19 protein-coding genes are annotated in these 24,776 nt (G+C 61.0%); 5 read left to right on the top strand and 14 right to left on the bottom strand.

The genetic code is table 11. The features are described from left to right. Positions 1–98 precede the first annotated feature (98 nt). Positions 99–5,315: a dermonecrotic toxin domain-containing protein gene (locus NN484_RS15740; RefSeq protein WP_274657450.1), complete on the bottom strand. Its 5,217-nt coding sequence runs from the start codon at positions 5,313–5,315 to the stop codon at positions 99–101. Positions 5,316–5,540: 225 nt separating this feature from the next. Between NN484_RS15740 and NN484_RS15735 the strand changes: the two genes are divergently transcribed. Both NN484_RS15735 and NN484_RS15730 read left to right on the top strand, forming a co-directional pair. After that, on the top strand, positions 5,541–6,575 hold the full coding sequence (locus NN484_RS15735) for an alpha/beta fold hydrolase (RefSeq protein ID WP_215502406.1): 1,035 nt from the start codon (positions 5,541–5,543) through the stop codon (positions 6,573–6,575). Positions 6,576–6,767: 192 nt separating this feature from the next. After that, positions 6,768–7,436 carry a DsbA family oxidoreductase gene (locus NN484_RS15730; protein WP_274657449.1) on the top strand — a complete coding sequence of 223 codons (669 nt, stop codon included), beginning with the start codon at positions 6,768–6,770 and terminating at the stop codon, positions 7,434–7,436. Positions 7,437–7,463: 27 nt separating this feature from the next. Here the strand turns inward: NN484_RS15730 and NN484_RS15725 are convergent, their stop codons facing one another. The 11 genes from NN484_RS15725 to NN484_RS15675 form a co-directional block, all read right to left on the bottom strand. After that, positions 7,464–7,793, bottom strand: a complete 330-nt coding sequence (locus NN484_RS15725) for a GlpM family protein (RefSeq protein WP_274659299.1) — start codon at positions 7,791–7,793, stop codon at positions 7,464–7,466. Between the two features lie 8 nt (positions 7,794–7,801). Then, positions 7,802–9,130, bottom strand: coding sequence for a two-component response regulator AauR (gene aauR / locus NN484_RS15720; protein ID WP_127648274.1), 1,329 nt, complete (start codon positions 9,128–9,130; stop codon positions 7,802–7,804). Continuing rightward, positions 9,127–11,028 carry a two-component sensor histidine kinase AauS gene (aauS, locus tag NN484_RS15715; protein WP_215502285.1) on the bottom strand — a complete coding sequence of 634 codons (1,902 nt, stop codon included), beginning with the start codon at positions 11,026–11,028 and terminating at the stop codon, positions 9,127–9,129. Before aauS ends, aauR begins: the two co-directional genes overlap by 4 nt. A gap of 146 nt (positions 11,029–11,174) precedes the next feature. After that, entirely contained in the window at positions 11,175–11,909 is a 735-nt protein-coding gene (locus tag NN484_RS15710) for an amino acid ABC transporter ATP-binding protein (RefSeq protein ID WP_095136942.1), read from the bottom strand. After that, complete coding sequence (locus tag NN484_RS15705; protein WP_007963949.1) at positions 11,906–12,577, bottom strand: amino acid ABC transporter permease; 672 nt, start codon at positions 12,575–12,577, stop codon at positions 11,906–11,908. The genes NN484_RS15710 and NN484_RS15705 overlap by 4 nt, the downstream gene beginning before the upstream one ends. Next, positions 12,577–13,323: an amino acid ABC transporter permease gene (locus NN484_RS15700; RefSeq protein ID WP_007963952.1), complete on the bottom strand. Its 747-nt coding sequence runs from the start codon at positions 13,321–13,323 to the stop codon at positions 12,577–12,579. The genes NN484_RS15705 and NN484_RS15700 overlap by 1 nt, the downstream gene beginning before the upstream one ends. Before the next feature lie 193 nt (positions 13,324–13,516). Then, positions 13,517–14,443 (bottom strand): glutamate/aspartate ABC transporter substrate-binding protein, encoded by a 927-nt coding sequence (locus NN484_RS15695; RefSeq protein WP_215502284.1) that lies wholly within the window; start codon positions 14,441–14,443, stop codon positions 13,517–13,519. 446 nt (positions 14,444–14,889) lie between these two features. Further along, positions 14,890–16,425, bottom strand: coding sequence for a glycerol-3-phosphate dehydrogenase (gene glpD / locus NN484_RS15690; protein ID WP_215502283.1), 1,536 nt, complete (start codon positions 16,423–16,425; stop codon positions 14,890–14,892). Between the two features lie 329 nt (positions 16,426–16,754). Beyond that, positions 16,755–17,510, bottom strand: coding sequence for a DeoR/GlpR family transcriptional regulator (locus NN484_RS15685; RefSeq protein WP_007916700.1), 756 nt, complete (start codon positions 17,508–17,510; stop codon positions 16,755–16,757). Positions 17,511–17,784: 274 nt separating this feature from the next. After that, positions 17,785–19,287, bottom strand: a complete 1,503-nt coding sequence (glpK, locus tag NN484_RS15680; protein ID WP_016986644.1) for a glycerol kinase GlpK — start codon at positions 19,285–19,287, stop codon at positions 17,785–17,787. A 77-nt stretch (positions 19,288–19,364) separates the two neighbouring features. Then, positions 19,365–20,216, bottom strand: a complete 852-nt coding sequence (locus NN484_RS15675) for an MIP/aquaporin family protein (RefSeq protein ID WP_127648278.1) — start codon at positions 20,214–20,216, stop codon at positions 19,365–19,367. A gap of 362 nt (positions 20,217–20,578) precedes the next feature. On the opposite strand from NN484_RS15675, the gene ybaK reads away from it, so the two are divergent. Both ybaK and NN484_RS15665 read left to right on the top strand, forming a co-directional pair. Beyond that, positions 20,579–21,049: a Cys-tRNA(Pro) deacylase gene (ybaK, locus tag NN484_RS15670; RefSeq protein ID WP_274657448.1), complete on the top strand. Its 471-nt coding sequence runs from the start codon at positions 20,579–20,581 to the stop codon at positions 21,047–21,049. 95 nt (positions 21,050–21,144) lie between these two features. Next, positions 21,145–21,927, top strand: coding sequence for a PhzF family phenazine biosynthesis protein (locus tag NN484_RS15665; protein ID WP_127648280.1), 783 nt, complete (start codon positions 21,145–21,147; stop codon positions 21,925–21,927). A gap of 74 nt (positions 21,928–22,001) precedes the next feature. Here the strand turns inward: NN484_RS15665 and NN484_RS15660 are convergent, their stop codons facing one another. Both NN484_RS15660 and argF read right to left on the bottom strand, forming a co-directional pair. After that, the gene (locus tag NN484_RS15660; protein WP_127648281.1) at positions 22,002–23,111 is read right to left on the bottom strand and encodes an ABC transporter ATP-binding protein; all 1,110 of its coding nucleotides are present in this window, start codon (positions 23,109–23,111) and stop codon (positions 22,002–22,004) included. After that, a complete protein-coding gene (gene argF, locus NN484_RS15655) occupies positions 23,108–24,028 on the bottom strand; it encodes an ornithine carbamoyltransferase (protein WP_127648282.1) in 921 nt (306 codons plus the stop codon). The genes NN484_RS15660 and argF overlap by 4 nt, the downstream gene beginning before the upstream one ends. 405 nt (positions 24,029–24,433) lie before the next feature. Here argF and NN484_RS15650 point away from each other — a divergent pair, with 405 nt between their 5' ends. Then, positions 24,434–24,724: a hypothetical protein gene (locus NN484_RS15650; protein ID WP_127648284.1), complete on the top strand. Its 291-nt coding sequence runs from the start codon at positions 24,434–24,436 to the stop codon at positions 24,722–24,724. Positions 24,725–24,776 lie beyond the last annotated feature (52 nt).

The raw sequence follows: 24,776 nt of genomic DNA, 5'->3' as shown, positions 1-24,776 counted from the left end.
TGTGATCAATTCGAAGGCGGTGAGTTTGTCTCATGTTGATCGAGCTGTCGACTCACAAAACGGCAGCGGCGCACCAGGTGTGCTCCGCTGCTCCAGATTCACAGTGCTGAAAACAGGCGGGTGCCCAGCGGTTTACCGATGTCACCCCGCCAGATCGCTTCAACCTGAGCGCCGCCGGCGGCTTGGGCCTGCTGCCATTGCAGACCGAGATGGCGTTGCGCCGGCAACTTCAAGTGCGCTTTGACAAAGTCCTGGAACGGCACTTTGTCCGACGTGTAGTGAAAGTGCGCGTACCACAGCGTGCGTGGCGGGGTGCTGGTCAGGTCACGCACCTCGTATTCCTGCAGGAAGTCCTGGCGTCCGTCGGCACGCTTGCCCTGCGCACGCAGCCCACCGTCCTTGCGGATATCCACCACTTTTTGTTGCAGCAGATAGTCCAGATAACCTTCAGTGGGCGTCTGGCTGCGCAGTGACTGTTCGACGCGCAGTGCTCGCCCCACGTCGCGCAGTTGCTGCGCCTGAGTGTTCAATTGCAGCACCAGCGACTCGTCGGGCGACAGCCGTTCGATGGTGTCGGCCCGGGTACTCAATTCCAGCGCTTCACTGCTCAGCATGTGCTCCAGGTCCACGGGCAACATGTCTTGTCGGGTGTAGCCCATGACTTTGTTGCGGTAGGCCGGAACGCTGGCAAGTCGTTTGCGGGCCTCCTTGAGCAGCGGCTGGATGTCGGTCTGCATCACCGGGGCGGCGGGTGCCGATGCGGTGTGCAGCAGATATTTGCCGCTCGAACGCGGCAACCAGGTTTCCCGGTAGCCATCGAGACCTTCGATGGTGAAGCGTTTTTGTCGGGTGACGGCATCGATGGTCTGGGTGCCGATCAGCAATTGGTTGTCCTCGGTTTCGAACAGTTGCCGGCCGCTGTTGCCTTTGGCTTTGATCGGCTGTCGGTGCTTGATGGCTTGCCGCGCGTGGGTTTCGATTTTGCTCAAGCCGTCTAGAAAAGGGGTGACCTGTTCCAGGTCCAGATGCTGTGGATAACCGAGGCACCAGGCATTCAACTGCCGGCGGAACCCGGCGTAGGTCTCAAGGCAATCCTCAAGCACCCGATTGCGCTGGACCTGGGTGGCGTTAACCTCGGGCAGGTAGTGTTGCGTCATCAGTGCGCGTCCAACCTTGGACCGGGCCTTTTTCATTTGCACCTGAAAGTAGCTCCAGGACAAATCGTCGATGGCGTCGTAGTGGGTGATGAGCTCCAGAATATTCGAGGTTTTCAGGTAATCGCAGGTGACTTCGCCCAAGTACTCATTTATGGCGGAGATGTTGTCGGCCACGACGGCTTTCTGGCTGCGGTGGGTGATGCGTGTATTCCACAGATTGGCCTGTTCGGTGGTGCTGTGCAGGTGCTCGAACTCTTTGAGGAACTGCTTGCGCACCCCTTTGCGTCGGGTCATCAGTGCCAGATGGGCGGCGCTATCGGTGAACGGCGTTGCATCGGATTCAGCGACCATTTCTTCGATCTTGCTCAGGTATTCCAGCAACCTGGCCCGGGACACGTTGAGACGCTGGATAGTGCGGTCGACCACGACCCATGCGCAGCGGCTTTGAAAATTTTCGATCTGCACACGCTTGCGGCCGTGGCTCAGGGGCAGCAGCTCGGTGAGATCCTGGTACGCGGCCTGGGCGACGTCGATGTCGTTGACACATGCCGCGTCGACCCTGGCTTGCAACGGCCTGCGCTCGGCAACGGTCAGCGCCTGGTAGCGTTCGAGTAACTGGCCGGAGCTTTGGGTCTGGGTATTCAGGCGCCGGGTAGTGGCGTCGATGCTGTGGGACAGGGCCAGTTGACGGCGCAGTTGGCGATCCACCCACCAGCGCGGGAGCCAGCCACGAATGGCGGCGGGCCACAGCGGATCGAGACCGTCGGCCATGTGCCCGAGCACCGCGCCACCCCCGACACCGCCGCCGGCGATCGTTGTGCCGTACACCGCGTAATGGCTGTTCCAGTAGCCCGCTTCATCCAGAGCGATCGGTTGCTTGTAGGTGCGTGTGCTGGTTGCGCTCAGGCGCCATTGCGGCGGGCTCTGGCTCAGTTCGACGCGGTAGATGCGACCATGGCTGATGATGAAGTCGCCGTCGGCATGGCGATACACGTTGCGATACATCCCTTCGCTGCCCGGTTGCAGACCGGCGAGGGAAATCGGGCGTTCGTATTCGTACCCCTTGAAGCGTTCCAGCGAGTAGCGTGCCCGTCGTTGTGTCGAAGCAACCAGGCTTGCAGGGCGTCTGCCCAATGTCTGCAATTGGCGCAGACGGGTGAGGGAGCGCGCACTGCGGGCAACGTTTGTACCGGGCAGGACGTCCATGGCCGCATCGATCAGCGACAGCAACACGGCTTCCACTTCGGCCAGGCCATGCCCGACATCGCCACGCAGAAACGCCGCCACCGCCAGATTGGCACTGCTCCAGGCGTCATACAGAGCGATGGCGCTGCCGACGAAGGGCACCATGCCCACGGCCATTTTCAGGTAGTTGAAGAGCGTGCCGGATTGCAACGCGACGGTTTCCAGATACAGCGCGTCGTTAGAGCGCGAGGTGACGCGATGGGCTTGCAGCAATCGGCCCATGTGCACGTTGAGCATGTGCGTGGCCAGAGACGTGCTGGCCGGCCAGGCCTGACCCGTACCAATGATGGCGTCGAAGTTTTTCAGCAGCGCCTGATTGATCCGGCTGACATGCCGGTCTGCGTCGCCAGTGATCGCTCGCCCGGCCAGATAAGCGGGCATGGCGGTTTGCAGGCACAGGTTGTACAACGCCTTGCGCGCCTCTTCGAGGCTGTCGAACTGACGCAGAAATACTCCGTCGGGGCTGTCAGGCAGATACAGCAGCGTCTGTTGGCTGATCTGCTCCTCAATGAAGGTGACGCCCGCCAGTGTGCTGGGCCCTTGCCCGTGCGTGTCGTCGCCGCCTGCGCTCAAGTGCGCCGGCAGCAGCACGATGCGTCGGCCATGGGGCGTGTAGGCCGCACGACTGTCGGCATCGATGGCGATGTCGAGGATTTGCTGGCCGTCGGCGGTTATGTCGCCCCGCAACAGCGCAAACGCGCCGTGCAGTTTAAGCATCAGCCGCCATGGCTCGCTCAGGCATTCACGGCGCCAGGCGTTGTCGAAGGCCGGTTCACCCGGGGGGCCGAGAAAGGCCTGACGGATCAGCGCTTCATACTTGCCGGCGAGATCCTGCCTGGCCACGAGTTTGCGCAGCCAGGGCGGGGTGATCGCGGCTTTGACTTTGCGACGTTGCGCTTCGACCCCGCCGCTGACCTCGACCTGCATGAACGACAGGCGCCACCACATCGACTGGTCAATGTTGCCTTGCAGCAGATTGGCGAGCGGCAGCTTGCTCCGTTGCGTACTGGCGATCAGCGTATTGCGCTGAGGCGTTCCGGGGGCCGGTCCTTCGATAACTTCTTTGCGCCAGGTTGTGGCGTCGGGAACGTCCAGCACGACCTCAACGTTTTCAGTCAGGCCAAACGTCTGTTGCAGGTCAGCGAAGATCGCGTTGCGGTTGAAGGTGTCGCGCGAAGGCAATTCGCGTTCGAGCAACCGGTGGGAGTCCTTCATCGCTTTGATGTAAGCGCTGAACAAGGTCTTGAGCGCCTTGCGTCGGGCTTCGGGTAATGCACGCAACCAGGACGGCAAGCGGTCGGCCAGTGCAGCGCTGTGGTTTTGCTCGACGAGGTGTGTGTAGCTCAGCTCCCGCGAGGGCGAGGCGGGAACCGTCAGGCGTGCTATGGCCTGTTCGCGCAGTTCTTCCAGTGCCGAGCTGCGTTGAGCCGCACGCGAGGGAAGGGGATTGGCGGTCAGTATCTGGCTGGCCTGCTGGACACAGGCGTAGAGCTGCATCTGCAACCCGTATTCGAACGGATCGGTGTTCAGCGCCAGGATATGCAGCGCCTGGGTGGTAGCGTGAGCCGGGATTTTGAACAGCGTCGCTTCCAGCGCCTGGCGAGAGGCGAATCGCTGCAGGCCGCCGAAGCGGCCTGGCCAGTAAAGCAACAGGCTTTGATCCGAAGACGGCAACAATGCCGAGGGCTGGCAGAACAGCAGAACCCCGTCCAGCTCCTGGGTTTGCGGGTGGCTGGCGTCGTGCTCGGTATCGGTCACCGCCAGCATCAGTCGCGCCACGACGACTTCGGTCGGGCGTGGTTGAGCGGGCGCATCCAGCACGGACTTGAGCCATTGATGCTCTTCGCCGCTGATCTGCTTCAGGCTCGCTTGCAGTTCGGCCTCGGCCCGCAAACCGTTCAGCCGTGCCTGATAAAGCGCGGCGTAATGCGGGTGGGTCTTATGGCGCAGTTCGAGCATCTGCAGGTCGTTGTCGGGGTTGAGCAACTGCGTGGCGGCAACTTGACTGGCCTGTTCAGCCGTCGCGAGGTCATCGAGCCGTTGTTGCAGGTGTTGCAGTTGCGGGACGCGCCGGTCGCCTTCAACGTCGCTCCCGAGCAGGTGCTCCAGTGCGCTCTGCTGCAGGCTCAGGGCCCTGAGGCGCTGGCCCAATGGAATGTCGGGACTGAGCTGGTAGAACGGCGCGAGATCGTCTGGTCCGTCGATGGCCGGCCGTTCCGGAGGCAGCGAGAGCACGGTTTCGCGACGTTGGCGATCTGGCGCAAGGCGCTTGAACTGTGTCAGCAGCGCCTCGGCGCTTTGCGTCAATGCCGCTGCTTCGAGTGCGCTGTACTCAATGCTGATGCCCGGTGATTCCAGCCGCTGTTGGCCGAGCAGTTGCGGTTGCTGCTCGATCAACCAGCCCTGCAAGGCAAGGCGACCATGGAAGCTTATCCAGGCCAGGGTGGACGATGGCAAATACAACAGGAGCGGGGCCGCTGGATCGCCACAGAGGGTGATGAGCAGCGCGCCGGCCAGTTCGACCGTCGGGCGCTCCGCGCCTTTGAGTCGCAGCTGTTGGACAGACACCGTGCAGGTCGCTGGTGCTGTCGGGTCGATGAGCGTCTGCAGCGCTTCGATCTGTCCTTCAGCCAATGTGCCGTTGGCGAACGCCCAATGGCTCGACACCTCGAAATGCTGCCGATACAAGCTGATTGCGTGGGCCTTGCGAGTCACTGGGGTGCCCCGTGCCCGGGCGCTCCACCACTGCTCGTCAAGCATTGATGGCGGATCTTGCGTCATGAGGTCGAGCCACTGATCGTGGCAGTCGCGCCAGCGCGCCGTGGCGCTCAACAGCAGGCTCTGATCCGGGTTGGGGAGTAAGGGGGGGGCGAGACCGAAGTCGGTCGGTCGCTGCGAGAGTTCGTCGAACATGAAGACAGATCTCCAGAGAGCGTGAAGGCCGGGCAAACCGGCGTTCGCGCCATTAGAGGTCAGCGACGGCAGGGGCGGGTGGTACATAGTTATCGCGGTGCTTTGGGGGCGGCGCTGACGACCGCTCGGCAAACTTCATCAAACTGTCACGCAACTGTGGCAGCGCGCTTGAACAAACTTCATCAGACTCGCGCTCTACTGGGGTTCTGCGTTTCGGTGTTTTTCATGATCAAGGGCTTTTTTTCGCTCGCGGCCGTTCTGGTCGCGTTTTTATTCGGTGCGCCATCGTTCGCGGCCGCGCGTTGCGACGTGAATGTGCCGACCGAGCATGTCGATCTGCAGCAAGTGAGCATTGCCTACCAAAGCATCGGCCGCGCGTCGGACCCGGCGCTGTTGTTGGTCATGGGCCTGGGCGGCCAGTTGATCCACTGGCCGGACGAAGTGGTGGTTGCGCTGTGTCAGCAAGGCTTTCGGGTGATTCGTTATGACAACCGCGATGTCGGTCTGTCGACCTGGCGCCAGGCACCGGTCGAGGCCAATCTGACGTTTGAAGTGCTGCGCTACAAGCTCGGCTTGCCGGTGTCGGCGCCGTATTCATTGACCGACATGGCCGACGACGCGCTGGGCTTGATGGACGCGCTGCACATCGACCAGTTTCACGTACTGGGCGCGAGCATGGGCGGGATGATCGCCCAGCATCTGGCGGCGATGGCGCCCCAACGGGTGGAGAGCCTGACGCTGATCATGACCAGCTCCGGCGCCGAAGGCTTGCCGGCACCGAGCGCGGCGCTGGTGCAACTGCTGGCGCGACGCGGTGCGCCCAATCGCGAAGTGGCGCTGGAGCAGCAGGCTGACCTGCTGGCGGCGCTGGGCAGTCCGGCGGTCAGCGATGATCGGCAGGCGCTGCTGCATCAGGCAGCGATTGCTTATGACCGCGCGTTCAATCCTGAAGGTGTGAAGCGCCAGATCATGGCGATTCTCGCGGAGCCGAGCCGGGTGGCCTTGCTCAATCAACTGCGGGTGCCGACCCTGGTGGTGCACGGCACGGCCGATCCGTTGTTGCCGGTGATGCACGGCGTGCACCTGGCGGCGCACATTCGCGGCAGTCAGTTGAAACTGATTCCGGGGCTGGCCCATCGTTTCCAGGAAGCGTTCAAGGCGCCGTTGCTGGCGGCGGTGTTGCCGTATCTGCAGCAACATCGTGAAGACACGTCACACTGGGCGCAGATCGAGCCGGTGGCGGCGGGGAATCTGCTTTAACCGATAGGTTGGCGGTATTTGATCTGGCCCCTTCGCGAGCAGGCTCGCTCCCACATTGAAATACATCCCCTGTAGGAGCTGCCGAAGGCTGCGATCTTTTGCTTTTGCAGATCAAAAGATCGCAGCCTTCGGCAGCGCCTACCGGTGTATCTTTCAGATTTTGCGATGTGTGATCTGTCCGCGAGGTGTGTGATGAGTTCCGCTTTGAAAATCGATTTTGTCAGCGACGTGTCCTGCCCGTGGTGCGTCGTCGGTCTGTACGGCCTGCTGCAGGCGCTGGAGATTCTGCGCGAAGAAGTGCAGGCCGAGATTCATTTCCAGCCGTTCGAACTGAACCCGAAAATGGGCCCCGAGGGGCAGAACATCACCGAGCACATCGGCGAGAAATACGGTTCGACCCCGGAGCAGTCGCAGAAGAACCGCGAAGCGATTCGTGCCCGTGGCGCCGACGTCGGATTCGCCTTTCGCACCGATGGCAACAGCCGCATCTACAACACCTTCGATGCGCATCGCCTGCTGCACTGGGCCGGGCTCGAGGGGTTGCAGTTGCCCTTGAAAGAGGCGCTGTTCAAGGCGTATTTCACTGACGGCGGCAATCCGTCCGATCACGCGCAATTGATGCAGATTGCCGAAAGCGCGGGCCTGGACCGGCAGCGCGCGGCGGCGATTCTGGCCTCCGACGAGTTTGCCGATGAGGTGCGCGAAGAAGAGCAGCTCTGGCTGCAACGCGGCGTGAGTTCGGTGCCGACTGTGGTGTTCAACGGTCAGTACGCGGTGACGGGCGGGCAGCCGGTGGACACCTTTGTCGGGGCGATCCGGCAGATCATGGCCGAGTCCAGGGGCGGCACCGTCAACGGGTAAAGCTCCTGCAGGCGGCGAAGGTTGTGATCAGGCGTGCAGACGCACCCATACCGAGACCAGCACTGTCGCCGCGATCAACCACGCGACCACCGCCACGGCGAGTGACGCCTCCAGGCGCATGCGGTCAACCATGACGTACAGCGTCGCCAGATAGATGAAGTACGGAATGATCGACCACATGCCAAACACGATTGTGGCTTTCAAATCCTCCAGCGAGCGACCCTTGCCGACGATGTAATGGGCGATCAGGGCAAAGGTCGGAAACAGCGGCACCAGCCCGGCGATGTAATAGTTTCGGGTCTTGGACAGCGCGGCGAGGAGCACCACCACTGCCGCGCCGAGTGCCGCTTTGAGAATCAGATCCATCAGTGGCTCAACCCGTACTTTTTCACTTTGTCGAACAGCGTGGTCTTGGCCATGCCCAGTTCCAGGCTGGCCTGGGTCAGGTTGCCACCGCTGCGCTGCAGGGCATCGCTGAGCAGGTTGCGCTCGAACGCTTCCACCGCTTCGGCAAATGCCAGGCCCTGGCTGCCGCTGCTGGCGCCGGACTTCTTGAATGCCGGCAGACCGAGGGCGAAGCGTTCGGCGACGTTGCGCAGCTCACGCACGTTGCCCGGCCAGTCGTGGCTCATCAGGTTCGACAGGGTCTGGTTGTCCAGTTCCGGCAACACCCGGTCGAAACGCAACGCCGACTGCTGGGTGAAGTGTTCGAACAGTTGCAGGATGTCTTCGCGACGCTCGCGCAGTGGTGGCAATTCCAGGGTCACCACGTTGAGCCGGTAGTACAGGTCGCTGCGGAAGTCGCCGGCCTTGCTCGCTTCGTCGAGGTCGGACTTGGTCGCCGCAATCACCCGACAATCCACCGCCACGCTCTGGTTCGAACCGAGGCGTTCCAGGGTGCGCTCCTGCAATACGCGCAGCAGTTTGATCTGCAGCGGCAGCGGCATGCTTTCCACTTCGTCGAGGAACAGCGTGCCGCCGTCGGCGTGTTCGATCTTGCCGATGCGCCGTTTGCCGGCACCGGTGAAGGCGTTGGCCTCGTGGCCGAAGATCTCGCTTTCGAAGAGGTTTTCCGGCAGGCCGCCGCAGTTCAGCGCGACGAACTGCTTGGCGTGCCGGCGGCTGAAGTCGTGCAGGCAGCGGGCGACCAGTTCCTTGCCGGTGCCGGTCTCGCCTTCGATCAGCACGTTGGCCGAGGTGTCGGCGACGTTGGCGATCAGTTCGCGCAGGTTCTGCATCGCCGGTGAACGACCGATGATGCGGCCCTCAAGGGAGTCGCGTTCGGCCAGTTGTCGCCGCAGCGACGACACTTCCCGGGCTAGGCTGCGTTGCTCCAGCGCACGACGGGCGACGTCCACCAGACGCTCCGGCGAGAAGGGTTTCTCCATGAAGTCGTAGGCGCCTTTCTGCATCGCGCCGACGGCCATGGAGATGTCGCCGTGGCCGGTGATCAACACCACCGGCAGGCTGCGGTCGCGTTGCTTGAGACGGGTCAGCAATTCCAGTCCATCGATGCCCGGCAGGCGAATGTCGCTGATGACGATCCCGGCAAAGTTGTCGCCGACCTGCGCCAGCGCTTCTTCGGCACTGCCGACGCCGATGCAGGGAATGTCTTCCAGGGTCAGCGCCTGCTGGCAACCGAGCAGCACATGGGGGTCGTCTTCGACGATCAGCACACTAAGGTCGTGGTTCATATTGGCTCGGCAGGAGTAGGGCTTACCAACGGTAAACTGAGGACGAAGGTGGTGCCACCGCTGCCCGGGTGTTCGACACCCAGGTGCCCGCCGGTGGCGGCAGCGAGGCTGGCGGAGAGGGTCAGGCCGAGGCCCAGGCCCTGCTCGCCGGGTTTGGTGGTGAAGAACGGTTCGAACAGATGCTTGCGCGCTTCGGCATCGACGCCGTGGCCATTGTCGCGCACCCGCAGACGGTATTTGCCGTTGAATTCTTCGCCCTCCAGCCATAGTTCGGGCTGCGGTTGCGCCTGCATGGCGTCGAGGGCGTTGCCGATCAGGTTGACCAGAATCTGTTCGAGGCGGGTCTGATCGATCTGCACCTGCACGTCGATGAACTGTCGATGCAGTTGCAACGCCATGCTGTCCACCCGCGCGCCGAGCAATTGCAGCGCCGCGTCCACCGCTTTGCCGAGACTGGCCTGGCCCTTGTCGTCACCACGCCGGGCGAACGCGCGCAGGCTGGCGGTGATCCGGCCCATGCGGTCGATCAGGTCGTTGATGGTCTTGAGGTTGGTGCTGGCGACGTCGAGCTGGCCGCGTTCGAGGAAGCGAATGGTGTTGCCGGACAGCGTGCGCATCGCCGCCAGCGGCTGGTTCAATTCGTGGGCGATGCTGGTCGACATCTGGCCGATGGCCGCGAGTTTGCCGGCCTGCACCAGTTCGTCCTGGGCGCGGCGCAGGGTTTCTTCGGCCTGGCGTCGTTCGCGGATCTGACTCTTGAGGCGTTCGTTGCTGGCGCGCAGGTCGGTAGTGCGTTCGGTAATCCGACGCTCCAGCTGATTGTTGGCTTCCTGCAAGGCTTCGCGGGCGGCGAGGCGGGTGGCGATGACCTTGCGCCGCTCGTTCCAGGCGATCAGCAGGAACGCCACCAGAGCGAAGGCGACCGACACCAGAATCCCTTGGTTGATCGCCTCGCGCCGCAAGTCCTGCAACGGTGTGAGCAGGGTGAAGTTCCACGGTGTGTCGCTCAGCGGCCGGGTCTGCGCCAGGTAGCTGATGCTGTCGTCGTCGGCGCTCAGTTCGCTGTTGGCCGGGAAGGTCAGTTTCTCCACGCCCTCGGCCAGGATTTCGCGGGCCAGCGGTTGCAGTTCGTTGAGCGGGAACCAGTAATACTGCAGGCTGCGGGCGAGTTTTTCCTTGGTTTCGTCGCTCAGCGGTACCACTGACTTCAGGCGTCGAGCCGGATCGCTGGAGAGAATGATGATGCCGTTCTCGTCGCTGACGAAGGCTTCCAGGCGTGCCCGCTGCCAGCGTTCTTCCAGTGCTTCGAGACGCACCTTGACCACGGCGACGCCGATGATCTTGCCGTGTTCTTCCAGGCCGTGGGCCAGGTAATAACCGGGTTCGCCGCTGGTGCTGCCGATCCCGTAGAAACGCCCGGGTTCGCCGCGCACGGCTTTCTGGAAATAGGCGCGAAAGGACAGGTCTTCACCCAGATAGCTGTCGACGTCGCGCCAGTTGCTGGTGGCCATCACGCGGCCGGTGGTGTCCATCACGTAGATGGCCCGACTGCGGCTGCGTCGGTTCAGGCCTTCCAGGTAGGCGTTGACCGTTTGCCGGTGTTCCGGCGTCGGGTCGGCCAGCAACTGCGGGACACTGGTTTCCAGTTCCAGCAGGCTGGGCAGATAGGTGTACTTGCTGATCTCGCTTTCGACCGTGCGCGCATGCAGTTCCAGCTGGCGCTGGCCGCTTTCGCTGAGGTTGCGGATGCCGAAATGTTCACTGGTCCAGAAGCCGGCGTAACCCAGTCCGATCATCAACACGATGATCAGCGGCGGCAGGAACAGATGGCGAATCAGACGGGGCTTCACGGCAAGTGATGGCGGCGCTGCGCGATAGAGATTGGGGTCGCATTTCATCACAGTTGCCTTGGGTCAACCACCACAACAAACCTCACCAATCCGCTGTAGGAGCTGCTGCAGGCTGCGATCTTTTGATCTTGCTGTTTAAAGGCAAAAGATCGCAGCCTGCGGCAGCTCCTACAGAGAGAGCGGCGGTGTTGCTTTTAGTGCTGCAGGATTTTCTCGAGGAAGTGCTGCGCGCGTTCGGAGCGGGCGCTGATGTCGCCGAAGAACTCCTCTTTCGGGCAGTCTTCGATGATCTTGCCCGCGTCCATGAAGATCACGCGGTCGGCCACTTTGCGGGCGAAGCCCATTTCGTGGGTCACGCACATCATGGTCATGCCTTCCTGGGCCAGTTGCACCATCACGTCGAGCACTTCATTGACCATTTCCGGGTCGAGCGCCGAGGTCGGCTCGTCGAACAGCATGACGATCGGGTCCATCGCCAGCGCACGGGCAATCGCCACACGCTGTTGCTGACCACCGGACAGTTGCCCCGGGTGCTTGTGGGCGTGCGCCGACAGACCGACGCGCTCCAGCAGTTGCAGACCTTTCTTGGTCGCTTCTTCCTTGCTGCGACCGAGCACCTTGATCTGCGCGATGGTCAGGTTTTCGGTGATGGTCAGGTGCGGGAACAGCTCGAAATGCTGGAACACCATGCCGACGCGCGAGCGCAGTTTCGGCAGGTTGGTCTTGGAGTCGGCAATCGAAGTGCCGTCGACGACGATGTCGCCTTTCTGGAACGGCTCCAGCGCGTTGACGCACTTGATCAGAGTCGACTTGCCCGAGCCCGAAGGGCCGCAGACCACGATCACTTCACCTTTTTTGACCTCGGTGCTGCAATCAGTCAGCACCTGGAAGTCCCCATACCACTTGTTGATGTTTTTGATAGAGATCATACGGCGAACCTTTTTTGCAGACGCTTGACCAGCAGCGAGGCGGAAAAGCTGATGATGAAGTAGACGACACCGGCGAAGATCAGGAACTCGTTGGAACGACCAATGATGTCGCCGCTGGAGCGGGCGGAGTTGAGGAAGTCCACCAGGCCCACGGTGTAGACCAGCGAGGTGTCCTGGAACAGGATGATCGACTGTTGCAGCAGCAACGGGGTCATCTTGCGGAACGCCTGGGGCAGGATGATCAGGCGCATGGTCTGGCCATAGGTCATGCCCATCGCCTGCGCGGCGGCCATCTGGCCTTTGGGGATCGACTGCACGCCGGCCCGGACGATTTCACAGAAGTACGCGGCTTCGAACATCATGAAGGCCACGACGCAGGAGGTGAACGCACCGATCGGGGTGTCTTCGCCGGTGATCCAGCGCAGCACGAACGGCACCGCCAGGTAGAACCAGGTGATCACCAGCAGCAGCGGGATCGAACGGAAGTAGTTCACATAGGCGCCGGCCACACGCGACAGCAGTTTGCTGGACGACAGGCGCATCAGAGCGAGGATCGTGCCGAGCACGATGCCGCCGATCACGCCCATGACCATCAACTGCAGGGTCATGACCATGCCGTTCCACAGGCCTGGGATGGCGGGGATGATGCCGCTGAAATCGAAGTCCATTATTTACCCCCCACGGAGATCAGGCCGGGCACCGCGACTTTCTTCTCGACCATGCGCATCAGCAACATCAGGCTCATGTTCAGGGTGAAGTAGATCAGCGTGGCCAGGGTGAACGCTTCAAACAGGTTGGCGGAGAATTCGGCGGTCTGTTTGGTTTGCGCCAGCAGTTCCATCAGGCCGATCAGGGACGCCACGGAGGAGTTCTTGAAGACGTTGAGGAATTCCGAGGTCAGCGGCGGAATGATGATGCGGTATGCCTGGGGCAGCAGCACGTTCCAGTAGATCTGCGGCAGCTTGAAGCCCATGGCGCGGGCGGCGGATTCCTGGCCGCGCGGCAGCGCCTGGATGCCGGTACGCACTTGCTCGCACACACGGGCGGCGGTGAACAGGCCCAGGCACACGACAACGCTCAGGTAGGCCGAGGTGGTCGGGTTGAGGTCCTGCTTGTACCAGTCCTGCAGGTTTTGCGGCAGCAGGTCGGGCACCAGGAAGTACCAGATGAACAGCTGAACCAGCAGCGGCACGTTACGAAACAGTTCGACGTAGCAGGTCGCGATGCCCGATACGAGGCGGTTCGGCACGGTGCGCATGACCCCCAGAATGGAGCCCAGCAGCAAGGCGATAATCCACGCCACGACAGCGATGGCGATGGTCCAGCCCAGGCCGGCGATGTACCAGTCGAGATACGTCTCGCTGCCAACGCCGGTGGACTTGAAGAACACGCCCCAGTCCCAGTTGTAATTCATTAGGGTCTCCCCTCGAAATCGATCGATGTACAAGCACCCGCTTGGGAAAGATCCTTTCCCATCCGACGTTGAACGCCGGGCACACGCGATCGGCTCGGAAACCGCCAGGTCGAGTGTTCCACAGTAAGGCCAGCAGGTAGTAACAGACGCCTGAGGGAAGGTGGCTCCCTCAGGCGATAAGGTTAGTCAGGAATCAGATTTTTACGTCAGGCGCCGGCTTGTCGCTCGGGTTGGCGATCAATTCCTTGACCTTGTCGCTCATCGGGAAGTTGAGGTTCAGGCCTTTTGGCGGGATCGCGCTTTCGAACCACTTGCTGTAGATCTTGTTGATCTCGCCGGACTTGTACAGGCCGACGATGGCGGCATCGACAGCCTTCTTGAAGGCCGGATCGTCTTTGCGAACCATGCACGCGTAGGCTTCGAAGGACTGTGGAGTACCGGTGATGATCCAGTCAGCTGGCTTCTTGGCCTTGGCTTCTTCGCCAGCGAGCAGGGCGTCGTCCATCATGAAGGCAACGGCGCGGCCGCTTTCCAGCATGTTGAAGGATTCGCCGTGGTCTTTGGCGGAGATGATGTTCATGCCCATTTGCTTGTCGGCGTTCATCGCTTTGATGATGCGCTCGGATGTGGTGCCAGCGGTGGTCACGACGTTTTTGCCTTTCAGGTCGGCAAAGTCAGCGTAGGACGGCTTGCCATCCTTGTCTTTCTTGACCAGCAGACGGGTGCCGATTTCGAAGATGTTGACGGTGAAGTCGACTTGCTGGGCGCGTTCAGCGTTGTTAGTGGTGGAGCCGCACTCGATATCCGCGGTGCCGTTCTGGATCAGCGGGATACGGGTTTGCGAGGTCACCAGGTTGTATTTGACTTGCAGGTCTGGCTTGTTCAGGTCTTTTTTCAGGGCTTCAACGATGGCCATCTGAATGTCGTGGGAGTAGCCCACGGGTTTGCCGGAAGCATCCGCGATGTAGGAAAACGGGATGGAGCTGTCGCGGTGAGCGAGCGTGATGGTGCCCGAGTCGTTGATTTTCTTCAGGGTGCCGGTGAGTTCGGCGGCGAAAACTGGCGTGCTGATCAGAGCGGCCGCAATGGCTGCGCCCAGGATATGGGGAACGATGCGCATCAAATTTTCCTCGAATTGTTTTTTTTATGGAGCCAGTTCGTCGGCCCTTTTGTGCTTCGAATGCCTGAAGGCTCCTGAAGTGTTGGCACGGCAGGCATTCGTCGAGAGAGTGTAGAGCATGAGTCGTGCCAGACCAGTGGCCGGTGGTTAACTGGTTGATTTAGCGAGGTATTAAAGTTTTGTGTCGGTGATTTTTGGCTGATCTGATCCGGTTTACCGAATCGACCGTAAGGTCGCGTTCGGAAATCCGAACATGGTTCCTGCGGCTACTGATGACCTGTAGGAGTGAGCCCGCTCGCGATTGCAATGCATCAGTCACAAATGATTTGCCTGAGCGGGTGCTATCGCGAGCAGGCTCACACCTACAGGGGATAGCCGTTTGTCTTGCATACGAAAAAGCCCCTGAATCGTGAGATCCAGGGGCTTTTTATCAATCGGCTGTCAGGTCAGGCCGCTTCAATCTTGCGATTCTGCTCGACCTTGCCCAGGTATGCCGCCAGTTTCTCTTGCTCGGCCGGGGTGGTGAACAGGCCCAGCTTGCTGCGACGCCACAGGATGTCGTGCGCAGTGGTGGCCCATTCTTCGCTGCACAGGTAATCGACTTCACGGGTGTAGAGCCCGCCGCCGAGGTGTTCGCCCATGTCCGCCAGGGTTTCCACGCCTTCGAGCATGCGCCAGGTGCGGCTGCCGTAGGTGGTGGACCAACGGCGGGCGATCTCGGTCGGCACGAAGTCGAACTTGTCGCGAATCTGCGCGCTCAAGGCCTGCGGGGTGGTCATGTCTTCACCGCCGGGCAGGGTGGCGGTGGCGGTCCAGCTCGGGCGCATCTGGGTGAAATACGGCATCAACTGGGCCATCGCCGACTCGGCCAGTTTGCGGTAGGTGGTCAGCTTGCCGCCGAACACCGACAGCAGCGGCGCTTCTTCCGCGCTGCCGGACAGCGCCAGGGTGTAGTCGCGGGTCACGGCCGAAGGGTTGTCGGATTCGTCATTGCACAGCGGACGCACGCCCGAGTAGCTGTGCTGAATATCGTCGCGGCTGATCTGCTTCTTGAAGTGGGCATTGACCACTTTGAGCAAGTAATCGGTTTCGCCGTCGGTGATCGCCACTTTGGCCGGGTCGCCGGTGTATTCACGGTCGGTGGTGCCGATCAGGGTGAAGTGGTTCAGGTACGGAATAGTGAAGACGATGCGCTGATCTTCGTTTTGCAGGATGTGCGCATGCTCACCTTCGTACAGTTTCGGCACGATGATGTGGCTGCCCTGAATCAGGCGAATGCCATAAGGCGATTCCATTTTCAGATCGTCACGGATGAACTTGGCGACCCATGGGCCTGCGGCGTTCACCAGTGCTTTGGCGGTGATCGAAAACAGGCTGCCGTCGGCACGCTCCAGGTTCAGGTGCCACAGGCCCTTGGCGCGGCGGGCGCTGACGCAGCGGGTCTGGGTGTGCACATGGGCGCCTTGTTCCCGGGCGGCCATGGCATTCAGTACCACGAGACGGGCGTCATCGACCCAGCAATCGGAGTATTCGAAGCCTTTGGTGATTTCGCTTTTCAGCGCGCTGTCGGCACCGAACTTCAGGCTTTTCGACCCCGGCAGTTTTTCGCGCTTGCCGAGGTTGTCATAAAGGAACAGGCCCGCGCGGATCATCCACGCCGGACGCAGATGCGGACGGTGCGGCAGCACGAAGCGCATCGGCTTGACGATGTGCGGGGCCTTTGCCAGCAGCACTTCGCGCTCGGCCAGTGCCTCACGTACCAGACGGAATTCGTAATGTTCGAGGTAGCGCAGGCCACCGTGGATCAGCTTGCTGCTGGCCGACGAGGTGTGGCTGGCCAGGTCATCCTTTTCGCAAAGGAACACCGAGAGACCGCGACCGGCGGCATCCGCTGCGATCCCCACTCCATTGATCCCGCCGCCAATCACGGCAACATCGTAGATCTCGGCGATCGGGGGCGTACGCAAGGTAGATGTGGACATCGGCTGGCCTCGGGCTCTTTTGATTTTCTGTCTTGGAAATCGAACATAAATGTTCATTTGCGAAAATGGTAGCCCATAAAGACGCGCACAGCCAGTCGACTTCGATTGAAAAAACTCATCGAAGGGCGGTTAAAAGAAAATTTTCGAACATTCTGAGGCGGGGAGATGCTTTTTGTGGCGAGGGAGCTTGCCCCCGCTCGGCGGCGTAGCCGTCGTGAATGCACAGAAGAGTATCTGGATGAGCAGGGTTGAATGGTGTTGGAGCCGCTTCGCAGCCCAGCGGGAGCAAGCTCCCTCGCCACGTGGGGAGAGGGAGCTGATGGAAAGGTTTAAACGACTTCCAGACGAATCTTGTGCTGGCTCAACAACTGCGCCAATGCCGGCACCGGCTGCTGGTCGGTGACCAGGCAATCGATCAGGCTGATCGGGCCGAGGCGAATCATCGCATTGCGCCCGAACTTGCTGGAGTCCGCCGCCAGGATCACCTGTCGCGCATTGGCGATGATCGCCTGGGAAACCCGCACTTCCTGATAATCGAAGTCGAGCAGGCTGCCGTCTTCGTCGATGCCGCTGATGCCTACCAGCGCAAAATCAACCTTGAACTGATTGATGAAATCCACACTTGCCTGGCCGACCACACCGCCATCACGGCGCACATTGCCGCCGGTCAACAGCACATCGAAATCATCCTTGGCACTGAGCATCGAGGCGACGTGCAGGTTGTTGGTGATGATCTTCAGATGGTTGTGGTTGAGCAGGGCGCGGGCAATCGATTCGGTGGTGGTGCCGATGTTGATGAACAGCGAGGCGTGATCGGGGATCTGCGCGGCGATGGCTTCACCGATGCGTTGTTTTTCATCGCGCATCTGGTCGGCGCGCATCGCATAAGCGGTGTTTTCGACGCTGGAATCGTAGGCCGCGCCGCCATGGTAGCGACGCAACAGATTGGCTTCCGCGAGCTGATTGATGTCGCGGCGGATGGTTTGCGGGGTGACAACGAACAGCGTAGCCATTTCCTCGATGCTCACATAGCCGCGTTCGCGGACCAGCTCGAGGATTTGCTGCTGACGGGGAGGCAGATTCATGGGGCTTCCTTTGGGCTGCCGTGCAAAATTTGCCCATGATGACGCAGGAATCTCCTCCCGACCAGTTTCCAAACAACGTGAAAGCTACTTCGTGCTGGGCGCCTTCGGCGTTACGCAAGCAATCCTGCGTTAAAAACAGGCTCGGACTGCTCATTTACAAACCCGTAAAGTCGAGTGCGACCCCAGCCGGTCCTCGCCTGTTTTTGCCTTGTCTTGCCTTCGCTCGCTACGCTTTCACGCTGTTTGGACAGCTTTAGTCAGTACTCAGGTTGGCTTATTCAGCGTCCTCACGCGCCCAGTCTCGGGTGCGGCTGACGGCTTTTTTCCAGCCTTTGTAGAGTTTTTCTTTCTCGACTTCGTCCAGGCTCGGTTCGAACTCGCGCTCGATCACGGCCTTGCCGCGTAGTTCGTCCAGACTGCCCCAGAAACCGCACGCCAGACCGGCCAGGTACGCCGCACCCAGTGCCGTGGTTTCGCGCATTTGCGGGCGCTCGACCTGGGTGCCGAGGATGTCGGCCTGGAACTGCATCAGGAAGTTGTTCGCTACCGCGCCGCCGTCCACGCGCAGGGCCTTGAGGCGTTCGCCGGAGTCCTGTTGCATGGCGTCGAGGACGTCACGGGTCTGGTAGGCGATCGATTCCAGCGCGGCACGGATGATGTGGTCCACGCGTACACCGCGGGTCAGGCCGAACAGTGCGCCACGGGCATACGGGTCCCAGTACGGAGCACCCAGACCGGTGAAGGCCGGCACCAGGTACACACCGTTGCTGTCCTTCACTTTATTGGCGAAGTATTCGGTGTCGTGGGCGTCGTTGATGATCTTCAGTTCATCACGCAGCCACTGCACGGTCGAACCGCCGTTGAACACCGCGCCTTCCAGCGCATAAGCGACTTCGCCACGCGGGCCGCAAGCGATGGTGGTGAGCATGCCGTGTTGCGATTTCACCGCTTTGTCGCCAGTGTTCATCAGCAGGAAGCAGCCGGTGCCGTAGGTGTTTTTCGCCTGGCCCGGCTCGACGCACATCTGGCCGAACAGCGCCGCTTGCTGGTCGCCGGCGATCCCGCCGATGGCGATGCCGCTCTTGGTGCGACCGTAGATCTCCGAAGAAGCTTTCACTTCCGGGAGCATTTCGCGGGGGATGTCGAGGATCTCCAGCATCTTCGAATCCCACTCCAGTGAGTGAATGTTGAAGAGCATGGTACGCGAGGCGTTGGTGTAGTCGGTGACGTGCACCTTGCCGCCGGTGAATTTCCAGATCAGCCAGCTATCGACGGTGCCGAACAGCAGTTCGCCGTTGCGCGCACGCTCGCGGCTGCCTTCGACGTTGTCGAGGATCCACTTCAGTTTGGTGCCGGAGAAGTACGGGTCGGTGACCAGGCCAGTGTTGTCGCGGATGTAGTCTTCGTGGCCATCGCGCTTGAGCTGCTGGCAGATCTCGGTGCTGCGGCGGCACTGCCAGACGATGGCGTTGTACACCGGGCGGCCGGTGGTCTTGTCCCAGACCACGGTGGTTTCACGCTGGTTGGTGATGCCGATGGCGGCCACCTGGTCGTGATGCAGACCGGCCTGGGCCAGTGCTTCAACCATCACCGCGCTCTGGGTGGCGAAGATTTCCATCGGATCGTGTTCGACCCAGCCGGCTTGCGGGTAGTGCTGAGCGAATTCGCGCTGGGCGGTGCAGACCACGTTCGCGTCGCGGTCGAAAATGATCGCGCGGGAGCTGGTCGTACCCTGATCGAGGGCAATGATGTAGTTCTTATTCTGAATGTCGGTCATGTCGATTGCCTTGGACGAAATAAGGGAGAGTGGGCCATGGCGCGGGTTCGAAAGGGCAGGAACCCGCGCCGACTGTTTCAAGAGGTTCTTGGTTTGCCGTCAATGGCCGGTTCTGCATCCTTTGTAGCAGGTGTGGCGCCGGTCAGGTGACGGGCGATGAGCCCGCGATACCCGGCAGCGCCGAGGCAGGCACCGACAATCGGTGCAAAAATCGGAATCAGGAAGTACGGAATATCGCGACCGCCAGTGAAGGAAATTTCACCCCAGCCGGCGAAGAAAGTCATCAGTTTCGGACCGAAGTCACGGGCCGGGTTCATCGCAAAACCGGTCAGCGGGCCCATCGAGCTGCCGATCACGGCGATCAGCAAGCCGATCAGCAGCGGCGCCAGAGGGCCTTTCGGCAGGCCGTTGTTGTCGTCGGTCAGGGACATGATCACGCCCATCAGGATCGCGGTGATGATCATCTCGACCAGGAACGCCTGGGCGGTGGACAGCACTGGGTTCGGGAACGTCGAGAACACCGAGGCCAGTTCGAGGCTGGCGGTCGTGCCACGCACCATGTGGTGAGTTTGTTCGTAATCGAAGAACAGGTTGCTGTACAGCGTGTAAACCAACAGCGCGCCGCAGAACGCGCCGGCGATCTGCGAAAGAATGTAGAACGGCAGTTTGCGCTTTTCGAAGTCGGCGAAAATGCTCAGGGCAATGCTCACCGCGGGGTTCAGATGCGCGCCGGAGACTCCGGCGGTCAAGTAGATCGCCATGCTCACGCCGACGCCCCAGATGATGCTGATTTCCCACAACCCGAAGCTGGCGCCCGCGACTTTGAGCGCGGCGACACAGCCGGTGCCGAAAAAGATCAGCAGTGCAGTCCCCAGAAACTCGGCCATGCATTGGCTCGAAAGCGATGGTTGCTGTAAAGCAGTTGTCATTGAAAACCTCGATTTTTGTTGTTGTCTGGCGCGTTTGCCGTCAGGGCAGAGCGCGATTTTCCCCGGGGCAGGATCCCCATCCTGTTCCCGGTTTACTGCTGGGTGCTGCGGTGAACATAATTCTTACATTATTCAGATTCGAAAAAATATAGACAAGAAACAAACCTGTCAAAGGTCGAAAGTGAACCATCGGTCACAATTCAACTATCAGTCGGCTGAATGATTCAGCGGATGACCGCGACAATAACCCTGCGGTTTGCCTGCAAAGCCCGGGAATCGGGGCTTGCGGTAGAGCCTTTTGCGAGGCGATGGCCTAGAATTCGGCGCAGGATTTTCCTGTTGATGCCGAGCCTGGAGCTGCCATGACCCCTGCGTTGGACTTGTTGAAAAAAGTTCGTGCCGAACATCGCGTGCACAGTTACGAACATGACCCCAAGGCCGCCTCCTATGGGCTGGAGGCTGCGGAAAAACTGGCGCTGCAGCCGGCACAGGTGTTCAAGACGCTGCTCGCTGCCAGCGAAAAAGGTGAATTGCTGGTGGCCGTAGTACCGGTCGTCGGAAGCCTTGACCTCAAGGGCCTGGCTCACGCGGCAGGGGTGAAAAAAGTCGAAATGGCTGACCCGGCCGCTGCGCAGCGTTCCACCGGTTATCTGTTGGGCGGTATCAGCCCGCTGGGGCAGAAGAAACGCCTGCGCACCTTCATCGATAATTCCGCCCAGGGTTTTGCCACCATTTATGTCAGTGCCGGCCGGCGTGGGCTGGAAGTCGAACTGGCGCCGGCCGTGCTGGCCGAACACACCCAGGCCAAATTCGCCGACATCGGTCGCGCATAACGCTGCGCTCTGTATGAAGAAAATCGCCCGGTTCTGTCACTGGCGCTGATCGCAGCGTGGCTGCATGCTTTGCCCACTGACTTAGGGAGAAGGTTATGCAGCTCGAGTTTCATCAGGTTGACGCGTTCAGTGATCGGCCGTTCAGTGGTAACCCGGCGATGGTTTATCGGCTCGATGCATGGCTCGCGGACGAGCTGATGCAGAAGATCGCCGCCGAACACAACCTGGCGGAAACCGCCTTCGTGGTGCGCGAAGGCGCGGTGTGGCATATCCGCTGGTTCACCCCGACCACCGAAGTGCCGTTGTGCGGGCATGCGACGCTGGCCAGCGCCTATGTGTTGTTCGAGGTCTACAAGGAAAACGCCGAGCGTCTGGACTTCATCTGCAAGTCCGGGCCGCTGAGCGTCAGCCGTGAGGGCGATCGTCTGTGGCTGGACTTCCCGTCGATCATGCCGTCAGAGATTGGCGTGACGCTGGATGTCGAGCGCGCGTTGGGCGTCGAGGCAGTGGATGTGCTGGGTTCCAACGAGTTGTTCGTGGTGCTGGAGTCGGAGCAGGCGGTGCTCGACTGCACACCGGACATGGTCGCGCTGGCCAAACTGCCGTGGCTCGGCGCTATCGTGACGGCGCGCGGCAATCAGCATGATTTCGTCTCGCGCTACTTCGCACCGGCGATCGGTATCAACGAAGACCCGGTGACCGGCTCGACCCATTGCAGCCTGATTCCGTACTGGTCCAAGCGTCTGGGCAAATCGAGCCTGACGGCGTATCAGCGTTCGGCGCGGGGCGGGGAACTGTTCTGTCGGCTGGAAGGCGAGCGGGTGAAGATTGGCGGGAATGCGACGCTGGTTGCCAGCGGTAAGTTGCTGCTGGCTTAATCAAAAGATCGCAGCCTGCGGCAGCTCCTACAGGGATTAATGTAGGAGCTGCCGCAGGCTGCGATCTTTTGATCTTAGAGGGCTGCGCTGTAGCGACGCACGCCGTTTTCCACAGCCGGGATTTGTGCGGCGGTGCTGCCCGAAGCCTGGAACAACACCAGATGCTCTGCCGCCACTCGAATGCCTACTTCCGCCCCCACCTGATGATCGGCATGGCTCGGGAAGATCGATTCCAGCTGCGCCCCGGTCGGCAGTTGCAGGCGATACAGGGTCGAGGCGCCGAGGAAGGTTTTACCGACGATCCGCGCTTTCAGCGCACTGTCCGGCGCATAAACGATGTCATCCGGACGTAGCAGCACATCCACCGCACCGCCCACCGGCCAGGTGTAGGCCCGGTTGCCGCGCAGTTCGCCGAGTTCGGTCTGCACCGATTCCGGGCTGCCGAGCTGGCCGCGAATGAAATAGCCCTGCCCGATGAAACTGGCGACAAACGGCGTCGCCGGCTCGTGGTAGAGGTTGTAAGGCGTGTCCCACTGCTCCAGCCGGCCCTCCTTGAACACACCGACGTGATCGCTCACGGCGAAGGCTTCTTCCTGGTCGTGGGTCACCAGAATCGCACTGGTGCCACGGGCCTTGAGAATGTCTCGGACTTCGTGGCTGAGCTTGCGGCGCAGCTCGCCGTCGAGGTTGGAGAACGGCTCATCGAGCAGCAGCAATTGCGGCTCCGGCGCCAGGGCGCGGGCGAGGGCGACACGCTGTTGCTGGCCGCCGGACAGTTCGTGCGGAAAGCGCTTGCCGAGGTTCTTCAGGTTGACCAGTTCGAGCAGCTCTTCGGTGACACGCTCCTTGTTCGGATGCTTGCGGATACCGAAGGCGATGTTGTCCGCGACGCTCAAATGCGGGAACAGCGCGTAGTCCTGGAACACCATGCCGATCCGGCGTTTCTCCGGGGCCAGGGTGAAACCGGCGCTGGAGATTGTTTCGCCACCCAGGGTGATTTCCCCTTCGTGCACCGGTTCGAAACCGGCGATGGCGCGCAAAGTGGTGGTCTTGCCGCAGCCGGACGAACCGAGCAGGCAGCCGATGTCACCGGCGTTGAGGTGCAGATTGAGGTTCTGCACCACGCGTTGATCTTGGTAGCCGCAAGCGAGGTTGCGCAGGTTCAGCAGTAATTCATGGCTCATGCGTGGTGATATGCCGGTTCGACGAGGAACTCGAGCAGGGCCTTCTGTGCGTGGAGACGGTTTTCTGCCTGATCCCAGGCGACGGAGCGCGGGTCATCAAGCAGGTCGAGGCTGATTTCTTCGCCGCGGTGGGCAGGCAGGCAATGCATGAACAGCACGTCCTCGGCCGCCAGGTCGAGCAGGGCGCGGGTCACCTGGAATGGCGCGAACAGTTTCAGGCGTTTGGCGGTTTCTTCTTCCTGGCCCATCGAGGTCCAGACGTCGGTGCTCACCAGATGCGCGCCGCGCACGGCGTCCTGCGGATCGCGGACGATGGTCACGCGATCGCCGGCCTTGGCCACGAATTCAGGGTTTGGCTCGTAGCCTTGCGGGCAGGCAACGCGCAACTGGAAGTCGAACTGGATCGCCGCTTCTATATAGCTGTTGCACATGTTGTTGCCGTCGCCGATCCAGGCCACGGTCTTGCCCTGGATCGAACCACGGTGCTCAAGGAACGTCTGCATGTCGGCGAGCAACTGGCACGGGTGCAGGTCGTCGGACAGGCCGTTGATCACCGGTACGCGCGAGTTGGCGGCGAATTCGGTCAGGGTGCTGTGGGCAAAGGTACGGATCATCACCGCATCGAGCATGCTCGACATGACGATGGCGCAGTCGCCGATCGGCTCGCCACGGCCCAGTTGGGTGTCACGCGGCGACAGGAAGATCGCCTGGCCACCGAGCTGGATCATGCCGGCCTCGAAGGAGATCCGGGTACGGGTCGAGGATTTCTCGAAGATCATCCCCAGGACGCGGTTTTTCAGAGGCTCGAACAGTACGCCGCGGTTACGCAGGTCCTTGAGCTCAACGCCTCGACGGATCACGCTGACCAGCTCTTCGGGCGTGCAATCCATCAGGGAGAGAAAGTGCCTTGCGCTCATCATTGACTACCTTTTTTGCTACAAACCGCAGATGCTCAAAGCCTTGTTTAACGGAACAACGGGCGAGACCTGCGGCGTAAGCCGCACGGGGCGACGAAATAGGGGAAGGCGCGATATTGACACTAAATGTCGCGTTTTTCCAATAGGCTACGGTTTTTGCAGAATTCGGAGGACGAACCGCCAGTGGCAGTCACGCGTTTGAAGCCGGGTTCGGGACAGCAGCGAGCCTCTTTGTACACTGGCTCTGGCGGGCTTGGCAATCCGGCGTGGCGGGGAGAGTGGCACGCGGGTCGGTTCAAGACTGCGTGGTTGCGGTTTCGCTTGGTCGGATGCTCAGGCTGAAACATTTGCTAAAGCAAAGTGCTGGGTTATAAATAAGTTTCGAGCGACGCAGGAAGCCTCCGCATGGAATCGAAAGAAAAACTGTTAATGGAATTGCTGGGCCACACGGCTCGCTCACTGACCCATCTCACCGCGTCGGTGACTTCGATGTCTTTCGAGCTGTTGCGTAGCGAAGACGAAGTGGTCAAGACCGCCGGTCGCCACATGATCGATCGCATGGCGACCATCAGTGCCGGGCTCGACGAGCACTGGCGGCTGATCGGCGAACTCACCGGCGTGCACATCGCCCAGGAGCAGATCGAAACCATTCAGGAAATCCAGTTGCAGGCGCCGCCCCAACTACCGCCCAACTGACCCTGACGGGCTATCGGCTCGCCTGATAGCCGTCGATTCACAAGACGAACGT

The organism is Pseudomonas serboccidentalis (assembly GCF_028830055.1).
Taxonomy (GTDB): domain Bacteria; phylum Pseudomonadota; class Gammaproteobacteria; order Pseudomonadales; family Pseudomonadaceae; genus Aquipseudomonas; species Aquipseudomonas serboccidentalis.
This window is presented reverse-complemented; position numbering and strand designations above follow the sequence as displayed.